This window comes from Ruegeria sp. AK11 (assembly GCF_056541095.1).
Genome location: NZ_JBQFXU010000011.1, coordinates 1 through 19,328, shown reverse-complemented (window position 1 = coordinate 19,328; position 19,328 = coordinate 1). Strand labels below are relative to the sequence as shown.

The 19,328-nt window shown below is 55.7% G+C and carries 17 protein-coding genes; 10 read left to right on the top strand and 7 right to left on the bottom strand.

Going from position 1 to position 19,328, the window contains the following annotated elements; translation table 11 throughout:
• Positions 1–32 precede the first annotated feature (32 nt).
• From ACR0D9_RS17780 to ACR0D9_RS17770, 3 genes are read left to right on the top strand one after another with little or no spacing between them, the layout of a single operon-like run.
• The gene (locus tag ACR0D9_RS17780; protein ID WP_267366073.1) at positions 33–701 is read left to right on the top strand and encodes a response regulator transcription factor; all 669 of its coding nucleotides are present in this window, start codon (positions 33–35) and stop codon (positions 699–701) included.
• Positions 691–2,058: a sensor histidine kinase gene (locus ACR0D9_RS17775; protein ID WP_480484358.1), complete on the top strand. Its 1,368-nt coding sequence runs from the start codon at positions 691–693 to the stop codon at positions 2,056–2,058. The genes ACR0D9_RS17780 and ACR0D9_RS17775 overlap by 11 nt, the downstream gene beginning before the upstream one ends.
• Positions 2,037–3,044 (top strand): ABC transporter substrate-binding protein, encoded by a 1,008-nt coding sequence (locus tag ACR0D9_RS17770; RefSeq protein ID WP_480484346.1) that lies wholly within the window; start codon positions 2,037–2,039, stop codon positions 3,042–3,044. Before ACR0D9_RS17775 ends, ACR0D9_RS17770 begins: the two co-directional genes overlap by 22 nt.
• Before the next feature lie 8 nt (positions 3,045–3,052).
• Here ACR0D9_RS17770 and ACR0D9_RS17765 read toward each other — a convergent pair whose 3' ends face one another.
• Both ACR0D9_RS17765 and ACR0D9_RS17760 read right to left on the bottom strand, forming a co-directional pair.
• Positions 3,053–4,327 (bottom strand): HlyD family type I secretion periplasmic adaptor subunit, encoded by a 1,275-nt coding sequence (locus ACR0D9_RS17765; protein ID WP_480484347.1) that lies wholly within the window; start codon positions 4,325–4,327, stop codon positions 3,053–3,055.
• A 41-nt stretch (positions 4,328–4,368) separates the two neighbouring features.
• Positions 4,369–6,108: a type I secretion system permease/ATPase gene (locus ACR0D9_RS17760; protein ID WP_480484348.1), complete on the bottom strand. Its 1,740-nt coding sequence runs from the start codon at positions 6,106–6,108 to the stop codon at positions 4,369–4,371.
• 389 nt (positions 6,109–6,497) lie between these two features.
• Between ACR0D9_RS17760 and ACR0D9_RS17755 the strand changes: the two genes are divergently transcribed.
• The 7 genes from ACR0D9_RS17755 to ACR0D9_RS17725 all read left to right on the top strand — a co-directional run bounded on the left by ACR0D9_RS17755 (position 6,498) and on the right by ACR0D9_RS17725 (position 13,874).
• A complete protein-coding gene (locus ACR0D9_RS17755; protein ID WP_480488680.1) occupies positions 6,498–7,274 on the top strand; it encodes a FadR/GntR family transcriptional regulator in 777 nt (258 codons plus the stop codon).
• Positions 7,267–8,418, top strand: a complete 1,152-nt coding sequence (locus ACR0D9_RS17750) for an aminotransferase class I/II-fold pyridoxal phosphate-dependent enzyme (protein ID WP_480488678.1) — start codon at positions 7,267–7,269, stop codon at positions 8,416–8,418. The genes ACR0D9_RS17755 and ACR0D9_RS17750 overlap by 8 nt, the downstream gene beginning before the upstream one ends.
• Positions 8,419–8,453: 35 nt before the next feature.
• The gene (locus ACR0D9_RS17745) at positions 8,454–9,713 is read left to right on the top strand and encodes an ABC transporter substrate-binding protein (protein ID WP_480539683.1); all 1,260 of its coding nucleotides are present in this window, start codon (positions 8,454–8,456) and stop codon (positions 9,711–9,713) included.
• Positions 9,695–10,645, top strand: coding sequence for a carbohydrate ABC transporter permease (locus tag ACR0D9_RS17740; RefSeq protein ID WP_480539681.1), 951 nt, complete (start codon positions 9,695–9,697; stop codon positions 10,643–10,645). Before ACR0D9_RS17745 ends, ACR0D9_RS17740 begins: the two co-directional genes overlap by 19 nt.
• 10 nt (positions 10,646–10,655) lie before the next feature.
• On the top strand, positions 10,656–11,498 hold the full coding sequence (locus tag ACR0D9_RS17735) for a carbohydrate ABC transporter permease (RefSeq protein WP_209506774.1): 843 nt from the start codon (positions 10,656–10,658) through the stop codon (positions 11,496–11,498).
• Between the two features lie 11 nt (positions 11,499–11,509).
• Positions 11,510–12,577 carry an ABC transporter ATP-binding protein gene (locus ACR0D9_RS17730; RefSeq protein WP_480484351.1) on the top strand — a complete coding sequence of 356 codons (1,068 nt, stop codon included), beginning with the start codon at positions 11,510–11,512 and terminating at the stop codon, positions 12,575–12,577.
• A gap of 67 nt (positions 12,578–12,644) precedes the next feature.
• Positions 12,645–13,874: an AGE family epimerase/isomerase gene (locus tag ACR0D9_RS17725; protein WP_480484352.1), complete on the top strand. Its 1,230-nt coding sequence runs from the start codon at positions 12,645–12,647 to the stop codon at positions 13,872–13,874.
• 144 nt (positions 13,875–14,018) lie between these two features.
• On the opposite strand, the gene ACR0D9_RS17720 is transcribed toward ACR0D9_RS17725, so the two are convergent.
• The 5 genes from ACR0D9_RS17720 to hpaD all read right to left on the bottom strand — a co-directional run bounded on the left by ACR0D9_RS17720 (position 14,019) and on the right by hpaD (position 19,155).
• Entirely contained in the window at positions 14,019–15,074 is a 1,056-nt protein-coding gene (locus tag ACR0D9_RS17720; protein WP_480484353.1) for an aldolase/citrate lyase family protein, read from the bottom strand.
• A 12-nt stretch (positions 15,075–15,086) separates the two neighbouring features.
• Positions 15,087–15,887 carry a 2-oxo-hept-4-ene-1,7-dioate hydratase gene (hpaH, locus tag ACR0D9_RS17715; protein WP_480484354.1) on the bottom strand — a complete coding sequence of 267 codons (801 nt, stop codon included), beginning with the start codon at positions 15,885–15,887 and terminating at the stop codon, positions 15,087–15,089.
• Positions 15,884–16,738, bottom strand: a complete 855-nt coding sequence (locus ACR0D9_RS17710; protein WP_480539679.1) for a fumarylacetoacetate hydrolase family protein — start codon at positions 16,736–16,738, stop codon at positions 15,884–15,886. Before ACR0D9_RS17710 ends, hpaH begins: the two co-directional genes overlap by 4 nt.
• Positions 16,738–18,210: an NAD-dependent succinate-semialdehyde dehydrogenase gene (locus tag ACR0D9_RS17705; RefSeq protein ID WP_480539677.1), complete on the bottom strand. Its 1,473-nt coding sequence runs from the start codon at positions 18,208–18,210 to the stop codon at positions 16,738–16,740. Before ACR0D9_RS17705 ends, ACR0D9_RS17710 begins: the two co-directional genes overlap by 1 nt.
• Positions 18,211–18,303: 93 nt before the next feature.
• Positions 18,304–19,155, bottom strand: coding sequence for a 3,4-dihydroxyphenylacetate 2,3-dioxygenase (gene hpaD / locus ACR0D9_RS17700; RefSeq protein WP_480488665.1), 852 nt, complete (start codon positions 19,153–19,155; stop codon positions 18,304–18,306).
• Positions 19,156–19,328 lie beyond the last annotated feature (173 nt).

Here is a 19,328-nt window from a genome sequence, read left to right as displayed (position 1 = left end):
CCTGTCACGCGCGAGAATAGTATAAAAGCCCGATGAAATTTCTGCTTGTCGAAGACAATCTAGACCTCGCAAACGCAATCAGTTCCCGCATGAGGTTAGACGGGCATGTGGTTGATAACGCGTCTACATTAGGTGATGCAACTGCCTTCGTTGAAACTCAGGAATACGATCTGATCCTGCTGGATATCATGCTGCCGGATGGGGACGGTCGCGATTTCCTCAAGCGGCATCGCGCGAGCCATTTGGACACGCCGGTGATCGTTTTGACGGCCCGCAGTCAGGTTTCGGATCGAATCGGCTCGCTTGATCTTGGTGCTGACGATTATGTCACCAAACCGTTTGATCATGCCGAGCTGGAAGCGCGCTGCCGCGCAGTTCTGCGTCGCAAATCCGGGAATACGAAGACAACGATAGAAGTCGGCGGCATCGTATTCGATCCCCTGGCTGGCCATCTGACCGTGGGTGACGAGACCGTGTCGCTGCGCAATCGTGAACTGCGCCTGTTGGAATTGTTCATCAGCGCACCTGGTCAGGTTTTTTCGAAGCAAAAACTAACGGACCGGCTGTTTTCTTATGATGATGATGTCTCTGATAACGCGATCGAAGTTTATGTGGGCCGTTTGCGCAAGCATCTGGAACCCTCGGACCTGAAAATCACCACGCTTCGTGGGCTGGGATACAGACTTGACCATGCCTCCTGATCCCAATGTGTCAGGATCGCTGCGGAACAGGCTGGTTCTGACACTGATCGGCGGCGCGGCCATACTTGCGTTCCTGCTGTTTGTCGCAGTCCGAAACTATGCTGCGCAGGTCGCGCAACAGGGACAAGACAACATTCTTGGTGCATCGGTGGCCTCAATCCTCGATGCGGCCGCTTTGCGGGAAGGGGTGTTGGAGGTCGATATCCCATATGCCGCCTTCGCGATGCTAAGCACCCCTGCGGACGACCGGATCTTCTATTCTATTTTTCAGGACGGCACGTTTCTTTCCGGATACGAGGATTTTCCACCGACCATTGGACCGCGTGACGGAAAGTCGCTTTTCAGTTCCAGTCAGATTCGCGGTGAAACCATTCGTCAGGTCAGCGCCAGCCGGACTTTGGTGGGATTGGATAAGCAAACCGAACTGGTGGTCGCGCTGGGGCAGACACAAGACGCGTTGGCCGAAACTCTGGACCAGATTTCGCGCAATGCAGCGATTCTGGGCGTAGGGTTCTTTGCCCTTGCTGCCGCTCTTTCCTTCTGGGCGACGTCCTCGACCATCGGGCAGCTGAACAGATTGACAACCTCTGTCACCCGCCGTGGGCCGCAGGATCTGAGCCCGTTCAAAAAGCCGGTACCCCGCGAAATGGCCCCCTTGGTTGCTTCACTGAACTCATTGATGGGGCGGCTTGATCAGTCACTCAGCCAGTCAGAAGACTTTATTGCCGAGGCGGCCCACCGTGTTCGCACCCCTCTTGCTACGGTCAGGTCCTATGCTGACGCCACTTTACAAAGGGTTGAAAAAGAAGAAAACCGCGAGGCGCTGCGCTCGATGGTGCGTGCCATTGACGAAAGCTCTCGTGCAGCCGGACAGCTGTTGGATCATGCGATGATCACGTTCCGGGCTGACCACCTTGAGCGGGAAGACATTGACCTGAACGCTTTGGTCAGTGACCTTGTGCAGCGCCTGACACCAATTGCCGAGATGAAGGACTTGTCGTTGTCGCTTTGTGGCGACCCACAGGTCATGTATTCAGGTGACCCCATCCTCATTCAAAACGCCGTGCGCAACATGATTGACAACGCACTTAAATATGCTCCGGCCGACAGTTCTGTTCGCATCGAAGTCACGTCGGAGCCATGGGCTCAAATCCGGGTAAAAGACCGTGGCCCGGGGTTTCCCTTAAACGAAATTGACACTCTCACGCGTCGGTTTGAACGGGGTAAGAACGCAAGTGGTACCATTGGGTCCGGTTTGGGCCTGACCATCGCGCAGGACGTTGCAACAGCGCATGGTGGAGCGCTTGCCTTGTCCAACAGACAGGGAGGCGGCGCATGCGTTACATTATCGCTTTAGTCTTCCTTTGGTTTCCCGCTGTCACACAGGCGCAAGTCTGGGAGGATCGGCAAGTATTCAACGCCGAAGCAGACGAGGCACATATTCGGGTCATCTCAAGCACCGATACGTTTTTGTTTGAGCCTATGATTTCCAGCTTTATCAAGGAAAACCCTGACATTTCTGTCGAGTATTTGGTGACGGGTACTGCCGACATCGATCGGATCGTGCGCACCGCACCGGAAGATTTCGATATTGTCATTTCCAGCGCCATGGACCTGCAACTGAAACTGGCCAATGACGGTTATGGACGCGTGATTGATGACATATCGCTGCCATCCTGGGCGCAGTGGCATCGCAGTCTTTTCGCCTTCACGTTCGAGCCCGCGACCATCGTGATCAACCGTGCCGCCTTTTCCGGCGCGCCTGTCCCAGAGACTCGACAGCAACTGATTGAAGCTCTTCGAATGCGACCGGACAGCTTTCGGGGCCGGGTGGGAACTTATGACATCCGTCAGTCCGGTCTAGGGTATCTGTTTGCGACGCAGGATGCCCGTGCGTCAGAAACGTTCTGGCGCCTGATGGAAGTCATGGGCGGGTTGGATGTGCGTCTGTACTGCTGTTCCGGCGACATGATTGATGATCTTGTTAAAGGTGAGATCGCCGTAGCCTATAATGTACTTGGCAGCTATGCGGATGCGCGCGCCGGGCACAAGGATACGCTTGAGGTTATCCTGCCGTCGGATTTTCAGACGACCATGATGCGCACGGTGATGGTTCTTGAAGGTACACCCGTACCCGAATTTGCCGCGTCTTTTGTTCGTCACCTTGTATCAAAGCAATCCACGCAGTCAGGTGGGGGCCACACCCTCCCGCCTTTGGCACCTTTTGACACGGACGAAGAACGTGAAACGATTGGGCTTGATCCAGCGCTGATGACGTTTTTGGACAGATTAAAACGCCGCCGTTTTCTGGCCGAATGGGAAAGCGCAGTTATCCAGAGATAGCCCTGCCGTCATTCCCTAAATGCACGATTGAAGTAATCGGCCATCGGCTTGACCAGATAGGACAACGGGGTGCGTTCATCGGTTTTGATCAGTGTCTCAACAGGCATACCCGGCAAAAGCTCCTGACCGTTGAGACGGTCCAGCTCGCCATCATTCATAACCACTTCGGCGCGATAGAATGTAAAGCCGGACTTTTCATCCGTGAATGTATCGGCTGACACGTTTTTGACCTGCCCGTCCAATTCAGGCGTTTCACGCTGATTGAAGGCCGGAAACCGCAGGGCGACAGGTTGACCCACATGCAGCTGATCCACATGGATCGCGTCAACGCGCGCGGCGACAAGCAATGGCGTATCCTGTGGAACAACATACATCATGGGTTCACCCGGCTGAACGACAGACTGAAGGGCAAAGACCTGACTTCCATATACTGTTCCGCTGACCGGTGCGCGGATGTCCAATCGTGTCAGCCGCTCGGACAGGGACAGTCGGCGTTCCGATAGTTCAGCAACTTGCGCCTGTACGTCCCGCAACGTGGTAATTGCCTCTTCCCGGCGGGTTGCAGACAGTTCAACGATCTGGATCTCGGTTGATGCGATCTGCCCTTTGAGGCGGGCGACAGCAGCTTCCAGTCGGCCTATTTCACCTGTCAGGCTGGCTTCTTCCCGTTGCAGGGCCAGTACACGACTGGTTTGCGTCAATCCTCGTTTCAACAGGCTTTGCTGGTCTTCCAGCTCATCCTCGATCAATTCAACCTGACGGCGCAGCGAAACGAGTTGGGCCTGCGTGCCTTCAATCTCGCTCTCGATCTGAACCAGCTGCTTGTTCAGCTGTTCTTGCTGTTTGGATAGGGTTTCCACCCGAGCGTCGAACAGGTTTTGCTGACCTTCGATCAGGTCCAGATCAATGCTGTATTCCGTCTGAACCTCGTGCAACTGCGCCGCCAACTCTTGCGACGAAAGCCCGTCGCGTTCGGCCTGAAGCCTGACACGCCGTGTCAGAAGCTCAAAAAGCTGCGCTTCCACAATCGTCTGTTCGGACGATAGGAAAGTATCATCCAGCCGCAACAGCATCTCGCCCGAGGCGACCACATCACCATCGCGTACAAATATTTCGCCAACAACGCCGCCATCGGGGTGTTCTACCACCTGACGGTTGCTTTGTACCTCGATCACGCCTGAGGATACGATCGCACCTGCGAGGCGCGTCTTCACTGCCCAAAGACCCAATCCGCCAACCAAAATGGCAAGTGCGGCGAATCCCACCAGGGCGGGAATTCTCATACTCCAGGCCTGCGCCTGCTTCTTGGTCGTCTTTTTTGCCATTATTCACCTACGGGGCTAAGCTTGCGCTTAATCGCGCCCGCGTTCTGCACCATTGCGCTGAGAACCTCGTCACGACTGCCGAACCTGACCACTTGTCCTTTTTCGACAACGGCCAGATCGTCACATTCCGAAATGGCCTGCGGGCGGTGTGTCATGATGATGGCGGCTTTGCCTGCCGCCTTGAGCCCCCTCACGGCCGCGTTCAAGGCTTCGGTGCCATCCGCGTCCAGTGCCGAGTTTGGTTCGTCGAGAATAAGCAGAACAGGGTCGCCATAGAGGGCGCGGGCCAGAGCGATGCGCTGTTTCTGCCCGCCTGACAACTGACTGTCATTGCCTTCAAGGAAGGTACCATAACCTTTCTCCAAAGACAGGATCAGGTCGTGCGCATTGGCTTTCTTGGCTGCGGCCACCACCGCTTCGGAATCCGGGTTTTCTGACATCCGGGCGATGTTCTCGGCCACGGTCCCGTTAAACAGGGTAACCTGCTGCGGCAAATATCCGATATGGCTGCCCAGATCGTTGGAGTCATATTGATCCAGAGTGGCACCACCCAGTCGAATTTCACCGGCTGCCGGATTCCAAAGCCCCAGCAACGCCTTGGCCAGTGTCGTCTTTCCCGATCCGCTTTTGCCGATGACACCCAGCGCCTTGCCCGGTTGCAGCTTCAGATTCACGTTCCGCAACGTTGGCGTTGTTGCCCCGGGGGGAATGACAGTCAGCGATTTGGCTTCCAACTGCGCTTTCGGGATGGGCAAGCGAATCCGCTGCTCTTCGGGAGGGGTCTGATCCAAAAACCGGCTTAGGGAAGTCCAGGCCGTTCGCGCACGTTCGATCATGCCCCATTGGCCGACCGCTTGTTCGACCGGGGCGAGGGCCCGACCCAAAAGGATTGAACCCGCGATCATCGCGCCCGGTGTCATTTCGTTTTGCAAAACCAGCCACGCGCCCAAGGCAAGCATTGCAGATTGAAGAAACAGTCGTAACGACTTGGTCAAAGACGTAAAACTGCCTGTCCAGTCGCTGGCCGAAATGGTTTGGCGCAAGGCATTCGAACGCTGGTCCAACCACCGCTTTGTCACGTCCGCCTGCATACCCTGTGAGCGCACAACCTCTGCCGCTTGTCTCGCATGTTCCGCAAAGGCGTTTGCCCGCGCTGCTGCAGTTTGTGCTTCAGCGACTTTTCTGCTGGTCAGAGCCTGATTGAGCAGTGCAATCACGACAAGCAGAACACCGCTTGCCACGGCCAGCCAGCCCAGCAAGGGATGAAACAGGAAAATCGCACCCAGAAAAACAGGCGTCCATGGAATATCCATCACCGCCAGCAGAACGGGGGATGAGCACAGGTTTCGAATGGATTCCAAATCACGCAAGGCCGTTGCCGGGGCAGATCGTATTTGCGGCAAAAGTGAACGCCGCAGCGTTGCTTCGAAGACGCGCTCATCCAACTGTGACTGGAACCGTGCGCCAAACCGGGCCACGATGCGTCCGCGGGCAAAATCCAGCATCGCCATCAGCGCATAAAGCAACGCCACCAACAAAAACAGCGCTGTCAGTGTTTCCACTGCACGCGAGCCCAATACCCGGTCATACACCTGCAACATGAACAATGGGCCAGTCAGCATAAGCAGGTTCACAAAAATGCTGAACAAGAACGCCAAAGCAAGGAACGCGATCCCCTGATTGCGCACATTGCGCAGTTCATGCCGGGGGGCCGCAGATACGCGGTGTTCAGGTTTCAATGTTTTAAATCCATATTATCCGGAGATGCGCCCCCGCATTTAAAAAGTTAGATCAGCCTTGCCAAGTTTGCACATCTTTTTTTGGGCAAGAAACCGCGGGTCCCTAGCGTAAAGAAGCACTATTCAGCCGTAGCTGACAAAAATCTAACGGCAATTACAGGCGCCGCTGGGCGGGCGTTTCAGGATTACGGCAAATCGGGCGGAATACAGCAAATATACGGACGCGCGAAGACCGCAGCCCGCCAACAAGCCGCAGGCGATTAAGGTTGCATTGATCCCGCCGCGAAATGACCGAGACCGGATTTTTCGACTTCAACTGTAAGGATGACAAGCTTTTTTTAATGTCGGACATTATTGTTTATTTTGTCCTACATTAAATGTAAAAGTGAATGAAATACGAATCGGAGAAGCCGCGCGTGGTCAAAAGAACGCCCCCAAAGGAAAAAGCTGAGAGTGTCGGCAACACCTTGAAGGTGCTACCGGCTGGCAGCAGCGGCCGGGACGTTCTGGAGGCTCTCTCTGGAATGATCGAAGTGGAAGGATTGAAAGTAGGGGATCGCCTGCCGCCAGAGATCGAAATTGCAAATCAGCTTGGGATCGGACGGGCGAAGGTTCGCGAGGCCCTGACAAGTTGGCAGAATATGGGCATCGTTGTACGGAACAAGAAAGCCGGGACGCGATTGGCGGCCGAGGTATCTGCCAATACGATCCATCTCCCACTCACGCTGAAGCTCGAAGCCGAAAGCCTTTTGCGAACACACGCCGTGCGCCGGCCACTGGAAATCGAGGCAGCAAGGTTGGCAGCACTGAATTGCTCAGACGCGCAGCGGCTTTTGATTTCGGCCCGCGTTGCAGAGCTCATAGCTGTTCATTCTGCAGGTGAGGATTGGCGGCCGGCCGATTACCGGTTTCACGCGGCACTGCATGAAGCGTGCGGAAATCCACTTTTCGGGCAGTTGATCCGGCAAATTCAAAAAGCTTTTCACGAAGTATATGACACGCCCTTCGGTCAACCACACTTGGGGCAGGCCTCAATTCCAATACATGCGCCGCTGGCCGAAGCAGTTGTCTCCGGCCGTGCAGACGAAGCCGCAAGTATTATCGGCGCGATCATGGACATGGTCGAAGCAGAAGTCCTAGAAATCATGGAAAGCCAGAATGTCTGACTACGAAGACCTTTCGACGCGTCTTGCAGCAACCTTCCCGGATGCGGCTGGTTCGGTCACGCCGCCGATCGTTCAAACGTCACTGTTCACCTTCGACAATTACCAAAGTTTTGAAGACCGGATGGCCGGAAGATCAGAAACGGCCATCTACACGCGCGTGGAAAACCCGACCGTCGCCGCGTTTGAAACGCTTATGGCTGAAGCCGAGCAAGGTCAGGCAGCCGTTGCATTTGCTTCCGGGATGGCGGCCATTTCCTCAACGCTGCTGGCATTTGTCAAACCCGGTGACCGGATTGCCTGCGTCGAACATGTCTATCCGGATTCATTCCGGTTCATGGAGCGCATCCTGCGCCCGTTCGGGGTGCATATCGACTACCATGCGCCGGAGCGTTTCGAGAACGACCCCGATCTGCTTGCCGATGTAACGGTGGCTTATCTGGAGAGCCCCGGATCGATCATTTTTGAGGCGATGGATCTACGTCGCGTCGCAGAGCATGCCAGACGCCACAATGTGTTGACGATGATTGATAATTCATGGGCAAGCCCGGTGTTCCAACGCCCCCTCGCATTGGGCATCGACATCGTCATCCACTCGGCCTCGAAATATATTTCGGGGCACTCGGACACGGTTGCGGGCGTGGTGGTTGCCTCCCGGGACCATATCGCCCGCATCCGTGATCTGACACTTCCTTTGCTTGGGGCCAAACTGGCACCTTTTGAAGCCTTCCTGCTGACGCGCGGCCTGCGCACGCTGAACGCACGCATGATGCAGCATCAAGCAACGGCCAACACGTTTGTTGATCGCCTGGCCACTGTTCCGCAGGTCAGGCTGGTCAACTCACCCGGTGCCAACGACGTGCCCGGGTTGACCGGGCGGTCCGGTCTTATGTCGGTTGAGTTTGATGACAGTGTCGACATCGCAAAACTTTCTGATGCCTTGAACCTTTTCCGCCTCGGTGTGAGCTGGGGGGGCTTCGAAAGTCTGATCCTGCCTGCGCGCGTCGGGCTTGCTCAGGCTGGTGAACAAAACTCAATGCAGAAATTTGGGGTCTCACCCAATCTGGTGCGCCTGAGTTTGGGGCTCGAGTCGGCAGAAGATCTATGGGCCGATTTTGCTTCGGCTCTCGCCGAAAGCGCGGCTTAGAACCGTTCGCTCAAAAAAACCAACAGGAGGAAAACATGAAGAAACTACTAACTGGAATGACGGCTGCGGCCGTGTTCATGGGTTCGGCATCTTATGCCGAGACCACACTGAAACTGGTCGAGGTTATTACAAGCCCCGAGCGTACAGAGGTGCTTCAGGGGCTGATTGATGAGTTTGAAGCCAATAACCCAGACGTCACTGTCGAGATTGTATCGCTACCCTGGGGCAACGCGTTCGAAAAGCTGGCAACAATGGTGGCAGGAGGCGACATCCCGGATGTGGTTGAAATGCCCGACACCTGGCAGGCCCTCTATGCCGGGTCCGATCAGCTGGTCAGTCTCAAGGATCATGTCGCCGGATGGGAACACGGGGCTTCGCTGACTGACAAGACAGTCGCCATGGGCAGCCAGGCGGGTGATCTCTATATGATCCCGTACGGCTTCTACCTGCGGGCGATGTTCTACAACAAAAAACTGCTGGCCGAAGCCGGTATCGACACCCCTCCGACTACGATGGAGGAGTTCAAGGCTGCCTCTGCCGCGGTGTCCGAGCTTGAAGGCAAGTACGGATACTGTCTGCGCGGTGGTCCCGGTGGAACAAATGGCTGGATCATGTTCGCCGCAGCCATGAACGGCACCAACGAGTTTTTCACAGAAGACGGCACCAGCCGCATCAACGAGCCCGGCTCGGTCGAAGGTATCCAGTTCATGATCGATATGTATCAGAGCGGGTTTGCGCCCAAGGATGCCGTCAGTTGGGGCTTTAACGAGATCGTGGCCGGCTTCTATTCCGGCACCTGTGCATTCCTTGATCAGGACCCGGATGCACTGATCGCTATTGCCGAGCGGATGCCTGCCGAAGATTTCGCGGTCATTCCGATGCCTGTCGGACCTTCGGGCAAAGCTTTCCCAACAATTGGGTTCGCAGGCTGGTCGATCTTCAATGCGACTGAACATGAAGACGAAGCCTTTGATCTGGTTGCGGCCTTGTCGACGCCCGAAGCCAACGCAACGTGGGCAAAGCGTGTTGGCGTCATTCCGATCCACAAAGGCGCCGACCAGGATCCTCATTTCCAGACCGAGCAATTCAAAGGCTGGTTCGAAGAACTGAACGGTGAGCAATATGTGCCGACAACAATGCCAACCAACCTGGAGCAGTGGGGCTATTTTGGCAGCACACTTCTGCTGGAAACCAGTCAGGAAGCCCTGTTGGGGCAGCGCAGCGCGCAGGACGTCGCGGATGAGTGGGCAGAGTTCCTCACCGACGAGCATGCCAAGTGGAAGGCAAAACAGTGATTTCGCGCACTCAGAAAACTGTCCGGCCCGGGGAAACCCGGGCAAGACGCTCGCTCTACCTGCAATACATGGTCGAGCCTTTTTTCTATTTGTCGCCCGCAATTCTTCTGATCGGTGCGGTGATCATGGTTCCGCTAATCATCGGAATCTCATATTCGTTCCAATCCATTGAGCTGTTAAAGCCTTTTGCTTCTGGCTGGATCGGTTTTGAAAACTACGGTGACCTGTGGCGAGACCGCAAGTTCTGGATCGCGATGGAGAACACGCTGTTCTGGACCTTTTGGTCGATAACGTTCCAGTTTCTGCTTGGCCTTGGCCTTGCCATGCTTTTGAACACGCAGTTCTTTGGAAAGAAACTTTTTCAGGCGCTTGTTTTCCTACCCTGGGCTGTCCCGACCTTCCTTTCCGCGCTGACTTGGGCGTGGCTTTTTAACCCTGTCATCGGCCCGCTGCCGCATTGGCTGGCCGCGCTTGGCATTCTGTCAGAGCCCTACAATATCCTTGGCGACCCCAAGCTTGCCATGTGGGGTCCGATCACGGCAAATATCTGGTTCGGCGTGCCGTTCTTTGCGATCACGCTGCTGGCGGCTTTGCAATCAATACCCGATGAGCTTTATGAGGCCGCAGAAGTCGATGGCGCGACCCCCTGGCAGACCTTCACCAAGATCACGTTGCCGTTTCTTGCTCCGATGATCGCGATCACCGTGATGCTGCGGACAATCTGGATCGCCAACTTTGCCGACCTGATCTATGTGATGACCGGTGGCGGGCCTGCGAATTCGACGCAAATCCTGTCGACCTATATCTTCACCACCGCTTTTCGAAAATTGGACTTCGGCTACGCGTCAACCATTGCTGTGGCGCTTCTGCTGATCCTTCTGATCTACGCCGTTATCCTGCTCTGGCTTCGCAAGAAGCTGGTCAAGATTTGAGGAGTTGGCCATGTCAGCTGTCAGGAAACCCAACCCCCTGCTGGTTGTGGGCAAGTACGCGGCACTTGCGTTCTATCTGATCTTTGCGTTGTTCCCGCTTTACTGGTTGCTCAAGATCGGGTTGACCCCGGACGCGCTGATCTTTTCAGAGGGCACCCGGCTGTTTCCAAGCGAGGTCACCTTTTCAAATTTCAAGACGGTCATTTTTCAGACCGACTTTGTGGCCTATTTCCGGAACTCTCTTGTGGTGTCGCTGGGGGCTGCGTTCTTTACTACTCTGTTTGCGGCTGGGGCGGGCTATGCCTTTTCGCGCTTCGTTTTCGCGGGCAAACGCATCATCATTGCCTTGATGCTTATCACCCAGATGTTCCCGCTTCTGATGATCATTGCACCGATCTATAAGATTGTTGCCGACCTCGGACTGCTGAATTCGCTGACAAGTCTGATCGTTGTCTACACTGCGTTCAACATCCCCTTTGCTACTTTCCTGATGCAGTCTTTCTTTGATGGCATTCCCAAAGATCTGGAAGACGCTGCGATGATGGATGGCTGTACGCGGTTTCAGGCGCTGCGCAAAGTGGTGTTCCCACTGACATTGCCCGGTCTCGGGGCGACGCTTGGATTTGTCTTTACTGCCGCATGGTCCGAGCTGTTGTTTGCGTTGATGCTGATTTCAAAGAACGACGCGATGACATTCCCGGTTGGCTTGTTGACATTTGTTTCCAAATTCTCGGTCGATTGGGGACAAATGATGGCGGCCGGCGTGCTGGCTCTGATCCCAAGTTGCCTCTTCTTCATCTTCATTCAACGCTATCTCGTGCAGGGCCTCACGTCCGGCGCGGTCAAAGGATAGGAGGCCAGATCATGGCACGTATCGAACTTCGTGACGTTGCAAAACGCTATGGATCCGTTGAGGTCCTGCGCAACATCAACCTTGAAATTCAGGATGGTGAGTTCATCGTTCTGGTCGGCCCGTCAGGCTGCGGCAAGTCCACTTTGCTGCGCATGGTTGCTGGTCTTGAACCGATATCAAGCGGCGACTTTCTGATCGATGGCGAGCGTATGAACGATGTGAGGCCAAGAGATCGGGACATCGCGATGGTATTTCAATCGTATGCGCTTTACCCGCATATGGATGTTGCGCGGAACATGGGTTTTTCGATGGAAATCCGCAAAGCTCCGGTGGCTGAACGCATATCAAAGGTCGCCCAGGCGGCAGAGACGCTGGGGTTGACCAAATTGACGGATCGCTTGCCCAAGGCCCTTTCGGGTGGTCAACGTCAGCGGGTTGCCATGGGGCGGGCCATCATCCGGGACCCACGCGCCTTTCTGTTTGACGAGCCTTTGTCAAACCTTGACGCGGCTTTGCGTGTCGAGATGCGGCTGGAGATTGCGCGGCTGCATCAAAAGCTCAGCGCGACCATGATCTACGTGACCCATGATCAGGTCGAAGCGTTGACGCTGGCAGATCGGATCGTTGTTCTGAACGCAGGCGACATCCAGCAAGTCGGCAGCCCGCTTGAGCTTTATGAAAGACCGGCCAACAAGTTTGTTGCGCAGTTTATCGGCTCACCCACCATGAATGTTGTGCCTGTATTGGGAACTGAAACTGGTGTGAATGTCGGGAATGGAGTTGAAATTAAAATTCTCGATCAACCCCTTGCCGCTGAGGCCAAAGAACTGGGTGTAAGGCCGGAACACATCGATGTTGTGGAAAACGGTGCCGGTGATCTGTCCGCCGTTGCGGATGTTGTTGAACATCTGGGGTCGGACACGAACATCTACGTCAATGCTGAGGGGATCGGCCCCATGATGGTGCGCAAGCATGGCAATATCCCCGTGAAATCCGGGGATCGCCTCGGTTTGCGCATTCAAGCACAGAATGCACATCTGTTTGCCTCGGATGGTACAGCGTTGCTACGTGCTTGCTGAGATGATGGGCAATTTGGAAGATCGGGCCAAGTCGCGCACGACAGGACTCCATCCGCGGGATATTTAGATGAACGACAATCAGTTATTGCTTCCGGGGTCACAGTCCGAGACCGGGTTTTGGATTGAAACGCCAAGACACCGCGATTGGTTGATGAACCAGGCCAAGCGGCAACTTACGTTCTTCAGCGCAAGTTGCCGGGATGAGCCCGGGTTCTATATACTTGGTCACGATGGTCGCCCGCTGCTCGGCAAGCTGCAGGAGCTGCACACGACAACCCGGTTGATTCATTCTTATGCATTAGGACATCTATCTGGTTTTCAAGGTGCTGAACGGATCATCGATCACGGTATGGCATATCTTGAAAGCCATCACCGAGATCGCGACCACGGCGGATATCTTTGGGCGCTGGAAGGGGATCAGATCAAGGATGACCGCAAGCTTGCTTATGGGCACGTCTTTGTCCTTCTTGCCTCGGCAAGTGCGAAAATGGCGGGTCACCCGGATGCAGACAAACTAATGACAGATGTCCGAAATGTTCTGGAAAAACACTTCTGGGACGAAGAAGCGGGCCTGTTTCGCGATGAATGGAACAGGGATTGGACGCCGTTTTCCGCATATCGTGGAATGAATGCCAATATGCACGGCGTTGAGGCGATGCTGGCTGCCTTTGAGGCAACAGGGGACGAAACCTACCTGTCCCGCGCCGGTCGCATTCTGGACTTTTTCATTGGCAAAATTGCACCCGGTGAAAACTGGCGGCTTCCCGAACACTATTCGTCTGATTGGCAAATTAACCGAGATTATGCGGGCGATCCGATGTTCAGGCCTTCCGGAACAACGCCGGGGCATTCGTTCGAATTGGGTCGGCTTCAGCTTCAGCATTGGGATTTGTCAGGCCGAACGAGCCCTAATACTCCGAACACGGCGCGCCACCTGATTGCGCAGGCTTTGAAAGATGCGTGGCTGCCTGATGGCGGGTTGGCCTACACACTTGATTTTGATGGCCGCGTTGCCAACGCTTCGCGGTTCTGGTGGCCCATCACCGAAGCCATCGGGGCGGTTGCCGCTCTGATCGTGCTTGACAGAAGGCCAGAAGACGAGGAGTGGTACAGAAAGCTCTGGACCTATGCGAATGAAACATTTGTCGATCATCAGCATGGCGGCTGGTATCCAGCAGTAGATGGGGCAGGGGCTGTTGTGACATCCATCTTTGACGGCAAGCCGGACATCTATCACTCGTTGCAAGCCTGTCTGTTTCCACTGTCACAACGTCTATCGAGGTTGATGCCGCTTTAGGTTTGGAAAATCCGCAGTTGCGGCTTGTTTTACCCGAGTCAGAATCCGGTGCAGGATCTTGTCGAATACCCGCAGACTACAAATCGTAGCCTGCGGCGGTGTCCGAAAGTCCCGGGCGCGCTCGGTTGCCCTTGCATTCCAGCGCTATGCATTCCAAACAACCTCGAACTCCTCGCGAAACGCAAAGCGTTTCAGGTGGTCCTCTATAACACCCATCCAAAAGTTCAAATCCTCACGTGGGCCGACTGAAGCAACTATTTCCAGCCCTTCGTCCGTCGCTTTCATCGCAACCGCGCGCCGGTTTTCAAACGAAACGTTTCCTTCAGTTGCGCCAAATTCGACTTGCCCTTTGTGGGACCAGTGCTTGCATAACTGCTGAAGATACTTGCTGGCCATTTCTGTTCGCGCATTTCCAGACGCGCACTGGTCTGGCAACATTTCCAACGCAGTTTCGGCCGCCCCGCGCATAGACTTGGCAAAAAGTGTTACGTCGATATTCGTGGCCAGGAACGTAACCCCAAGATCCAGACACTTGCGCTGCATCACGGGGTCCAACGTTAGGATGCCCGCTGCCTTGCCCGCTGCCACGATCCTTGACAACGCGTCCAAAACCGCTTCGACCACGTCGGGGTGGCCAGCATTGCCGATGTGCCCCATATCCGCGGCCAAATCTGACGGACCGATAAATACGCCGTCGACATCTGTCGTCAGAATGTCATCCAGTGCATCCAGGCCAAGGCGGTTTTCCACCTGAACCAACAGGCAAATCTGGTCGCCTGCCGTTGTCAGGTAATCCGGGATCGCCGCGAAACGCGAAGCACGCGCCAGAGCAGACCCAACGCCTCGAACTCCATGTGGTGGATATTGCACCGCGCGCACCAATTCCCGCGCTTGATCGCCGCTTTCAACCATTGGCACCAATATGCTTTGGACGCCAGCATCGAGATATTGCTTGATCATCCAGGTCTCGCCAATTGGCAGGCGCGCTACCGGTTGGCTACCTGTGCCTTCGATGACCCTCACTTGCTCAAGGATAGACCGCAGATCGTTCGGGGCATGTTCCCCGTCAACAAGCAGCCAGTCAAATCTGGATGTGGCGGCGATTTCGGCGGCATATGCATTGGCCATCCCAATCCAACATCCGATCTGGGGTTTTCCGGCTTTCAGTGCGGCCTTGAAGGGGTTTGTTGGCGCGGGCATTAAGGTGCTCCTTCAATCAAATTTGATATCGACCGAGCCGAAGGGTCCGAAATCGGCGTGAATTTCTGTGCTTGGCGGGCATTCGACGGGGCGAATGAAGCTGCCCGACAGGATCACTTGTCCGGGTTCAATACTTTGTCCGTATTGCGCCATGCGCCGGGCCAGCCAGACAACACTTTCAACAGGATCATTCAATACGCCGGCCCCAAGGCCGGTTTCCTCAATCTCACCGTTGCGGAAGGTCAAGGCACCAACCCAGCGCAGGTCGAATTCGTCAATCGCGTGGCGCTCTGTACCCAGCACAATCCCTGCATTGGCGGCATTGTCGCTGATCGTGTCAAAGACGGTTCTGGCCTTGCCGGTCTCGGGGTCCTGACGCTGAATACGTGTGTCCAGAATTTCAATCGCCGGTGAGACGTAGTCCGTGGCGGATACGATGTCGTCGCGGCTGACATTCTCGCCACCGACGGCGGATTTCATGATAAAGGCGATTTCAGCCTCGATCCGGGGCTGGATGAACCGGCCCGCAGGGACCATACCACCGTTTTCAAACGCCATATCATCAAACAGGATGCCGCTGTCGGGAATATCGATGTTCAGCGCATATTGCATCGCTTTCGATGTCAGACCGATTTTCCACCCGATGACCTTGCGCCCCTCGGCCAGCTTCTGGCGATAGATGGCGTTCTGCACCTCATAAGCGTCGTCCATACCCATCTGGGGGTGGCGCAGGCTCAGCAGACCGATCTGGTCGCCGGTGCGTTCGGCCTGAAGCAGGTCGGCTGCTGCGCGGGCATGCTCTTCGGGTGTCATGCCTTCTCATCCTCGACTGTGTTGCGCAGGGTGCCGATACCTCCGACAGAAACCTCGACCACGTCACCCGGTGCAAGATATTTTGGCGGGTCAAAGCGCGCGCCCGCACCGGTGGGGGTGCCGGTTACGATAAGGTCACCCGGCTTCAGGGTCATGAAGGTCGAGATATACTCGATCTCGCGCCGGATCGGGAACATCATGCGGTCGAGGGTGTCGCCCTGACGCAACTCACCATTGACGTGGGTTTGAATGCGGGCGTCATCCAATTGCGCCGGGTCGGTGAAGGGCACCAGCCAAGGGCCGATCGACCCTGAATTGTCCCAGTTCTTGCCCTGAGTTACGTTGAACTTGGCATGGCGCACCCAATCGCGGATCGTGCCTTCGTTGCACAGCGTCAACGCGGCGATGTGCTCATAGGCTTCGTCCTGCGATATCCGGCGACCCGCCTTGCCGATTACAATGGCCACTTCGCCCTCGTAATCCAGCGTGTGGTTTTCCGGCGGACGGATCAGCGGGCGGTTGTGGCCGGTAAAGCCGCTGGCAAAGCGGGGGAACAGCGACATATATTCCGGTTGCGCGCTGCCATCCTTGTATTCCGCATTTCTGTCCGGAAAGTTCACGCCGACGCACAGAATGCGACGTGCATCCGGCATCACCATTTCATAGGTGAAATCGGAATGGGTCACAGGCTTACCCTCGGCCGCCGCAGCCAACCGGCTAAACTCACCCGCAGCGATGACCTCATACAGGCTGGAAAACTCGGGGAAATCACCGTTCAGGGCAATCGCACCATCATCGGTAATCGCGCCAAAGAAGGTATCCCCTTCGGCGGTATAAGTAGCAAAGCGCATTAAGCCTCCTCGGCGGTGTCGATGCCGCCCATGCACAGGTATTTGAGTTCCATGAAGTCATCCAGCCCATGGCGCGAGCCTTCACGGCCCAGACCAGACATCTTAACCCCGCCAAACGGAGCTTCCGCAGTCGAGATCAGGCCGGTGTTGATTCCGACCATGCCATATTCCAGCTTCTCGGAAACTCGCCAAACGCGAGCCAGGTCGCGGGAATAGAAATATGAGGCAAGGCCGAACTCGGTGTTATTTGCCGCAGCGACGACTTCGCTTTCGGTGTTGAACTTAAAAAGGGGTGCAACCGGGCCAAACGTCTCTTCGGTCGCGACCGCCATCTCCGAAGTAACACCGGTCAAAATGGTTGGTTCAAAGAATGTGCCACCCATGTCGTGTGACTTGCCGCCCAGAATGACTTCGGCACCTTTCGAGGTCGCATCAGCGATGTGTTCGGCAACCTTGTCGACAGCCGCCTGATCGATCAGCGGACCAAATATGATACCTTCGTCAAAGCCATTACCAGTGGGCAAAGTCGCTACTTTGTCGCGCAGCTTGGCGGCAAAGGAATCGTAGACACCGGCCTGCACGTAAATGCGGTTGGCACAAACGCAGGTCTGACCATTATTTCGAAACTTGGCGATCACCGCTCCTTCCACAGCGGCGTCCAGATCAGCATCATCGAATACAATGAAGGGCGCATTGCCACCCAGCTCCAACCCCAGTTTTTTGATCGTTGGCGCGCATTGCGCATATAGAAGCGTTCCGATCTCGGTCGAACCGGTAAAGGTCAGCTTCTGCACTGTCGGGTTCCCGGTCATCTCGCCGCCAATGCCACGGGCTGAGCCGGTGACGACCGAGAACAGCCCCGCAGGCAGGCCCGCTCTTTCGGCCAGAACCGCCAACGCGATAGCTGAGAATGGAGTCTGGCTGGCCGGTTTCAGAACCATGGAGCAGCCCGCCGCCAGAGCAGGGCCAGCCTTGCGCGTGATCATAGCGTTTGGGAAATTCCACGGCGTAATCGCGGCTACAACCCCGATGGGTTGTTTGATCGTCAGGATGCGTTTGTCTGGCGCGTGGCCTGGGGTGACATCACCATAGGCGCGGCGGGCCTCTTCTGCGAACCACTCAATGAAGCTGGCACCATAGGCGATCTCACCTTTGGCTTCGGCCAGTGGCTTGCCCTGCTCAGCTGTCAGGATGGCGCCCAGATCGTTCTGGTTCTCCATCATCAGTTCGTACCAGCGACGCAGAATTTGACTACGCGTTTTGGCGGTGCGTTTAGCCCACTCATGGCGCGCGGTCTCGGCAGCAGCAATAGCTTCGGCGGTTTCGGCGGCGCCCAGATTGGGAACATGACCAATAACTTCGCCGGTGGCAGGGTTGGTGACGGCAAGGCCGTTGGCCGGGTCAGCTTCAATCCAGCGTGTACCTACAAGGGCAGCCTCTCGCAGCAAACCGGGGTCTTTCAAAGGAAACATTTGGGGACCTGCATCAGTTCGAATTAGATAGATCAACGGCTTGCCCCGCCAAAAGGCACCAGGGGCAAGCAATCGGAATGGAAACCGCGATCCTCAGACCGGGAATATGACGTTAGTCTGACCGGTGCCCGAGGACGGGAAATACTCGGTCACAACCTCGCATTTCTTGTCGTAAGCGTCCCAGCCGAGTGCGCCGTATAGCATCGCGGTATCATGCATCGAACCTTCACCGCAGCAGAAGTTGGCATAGTCACCCAGCATCTTGAGGAACGTAGCGTGATCGCCGTTTTTCCACATTTCCAGCACGTGCAGATCCATCTGGCGATTGAATTCTGAGCTGATTGTGAAAGTGCCGTTATTGGCGGCATAGTCCTTGTTGGCCCAGATCTTGTGCGACAGCGAACCCGACGCAACCAACAGCACCTTTTCGTCGCTGGCCTCGACTGCTTCGCGGATTGCCTCGCCGACGATACGGCTCTCGTCATGAGCGTGCACGGTGCACCACGCACCGATCGACACCACTTTCATTTCGTGTTCACGGCTCATGAACCGCATCGGCACCAGCGTGCCGTATTCCACCTCAAGGCTGTCCAGGTGATGGGCCAACGTATAAGCACCCTTTTCGGTCGCAATCCGCGCAATCGCATCACCCAATTCGGGGTTGCCCTCATATTTATAGGGCAGGTCCTGAATGAACTGCGGGAATTCATTCGACGTGAATAGACCCTCAAAATGGTCGTTGGCGTTTATGTGAAAGCCCGCGTTCAACACCCAATGCGTATCACAGATGACAACCGTTGTTGCGCCCAGTTCCTTGGCGCGACGAGCAATCTCCCGGTGGCCATCAATAGCCGGTTGACGCTTGCCTTTGATCGGTCCTTCCTGCTCGGACATGAGCAGGGTAGGCACGTGAGTCATTTTGGCGGCAAGTACGATTTCTCCCATGGTCTCCTCCTGGAGTTAGAGTTTCTTCGCGCGTATTTCGAGTGCAGTCGGTTACAGTTTCCCCAGCTGCATGATGTTGTGGTTTCCGGTTGCGAAGCCGACGTGTTTTTGTTCCATGTAGAACTCGAAGCTCCAGTTGCCGCCGTCGCGGCCGATACCGGATGCTTTGACGC

Coding starts and splice junctions, on each gene's coding strand:
- ACR0D9_RS17765 (WP_480484347.1), bottom strand. CDS start 4,327: ATGAGAATTCCCGCCCTGGTGGGATTCGCCGCACTTGCCATTTTGGTT.
- ACR0D9_RS17755 (WP_480488680.1), top strand. CDS start 6,498: ATGAAATACGAATCGGAGAAGCCGCGCGTGGTCAAAAGAACGCCCCCA.
- ACR0D9_RS17705 (WP_480539677.1), bottom strand. CDS start 18,210: ATGTTTCCTTTGAAAGACCCCGGTTTGCTGCGAGAGGCTGCCCTTGTA.
- ACR0D9_RS17775 (WP_480484358.1), top strand. CDS start 691: ATGCCTCCTGATCCCAATGTGTCAGGATCGCTGCGGAACAGGCTGGTT.
- ACR0D9_RS17780 (WP_267366073.1), top strand. CDS start 33: ATGAAATTTCTGCTTGTCGAAGACAATCTAGACCTCGCAAACGCAATC.
- hpaH (WP_480484354.1), bottom strand. CDS start 15,887: ATGACACCCGAAGAGCATGCCCGCGCAGCAGCCGACCTGCTTCAGGCC.
- ACR0D9_RS17710 (WP_480539679.1), bottom strand. CDS start 16,738: ATGCGCTTTGCTACTTATACCGCCGAAGGGGATACCTTCTTTGGCGCG.
- ACR0D9_RS17745 (WP_480539683.1), top strand. CDS start 8,454: ATGAAGAAACTACTAACTGGAATGACGGCTGCGGCCGTGTTCATGGGT.
- ACR0D9_RS17735 (WP_209506774.1), top strand. CDS start 10,656: ATGTCAGCTGTCAGGAAACCCAACCCCCTGCTGGTTGTGGGCAAGTAC.
- ACR0D9_RS17725 (WP_480484352.1), top strand. CDS start 12,645: ATGAACGACAATCAGTTATTGCTTCCGGGGTCACAGTCCGAGACCGGG.
- ACR0D9_RS17750 (WP_480488678.1), top strand. CDS start 7,267: ATGTCTGACTACGAAGACCTTTCGACGCGTCTTGCAGCAACCTTCCCG.
- ACR0D9_RS17770 (WP_480484346.1), top strand. CDS start 2,037: ATGCGTTACATTATCGCTTTAGTCTTCCTTTGGTTTCCCGCTGTCACA.
- ACR0D9_RS17720 (WP_480484353.1), bottom strand. CDS start 15,074: ATGCCCGCGCCAACAAACCCCTTCAAGGCCGCACTGAAAGCCGGAAAA.
- ACR0D9_RS17730 (WP_480484351.1), top strand. CDS start 11,510: ATGGCACGTATCGAACTTCGTGACGTTGCAAAACGCTATGGATCCGTT.
- hpaD (WP_480488665.1), bottom strand. CDS start 19,155: ATGGGAGAAATCGTACTTGCCGCCAAAATGACTCACGTGCCTACCCTG.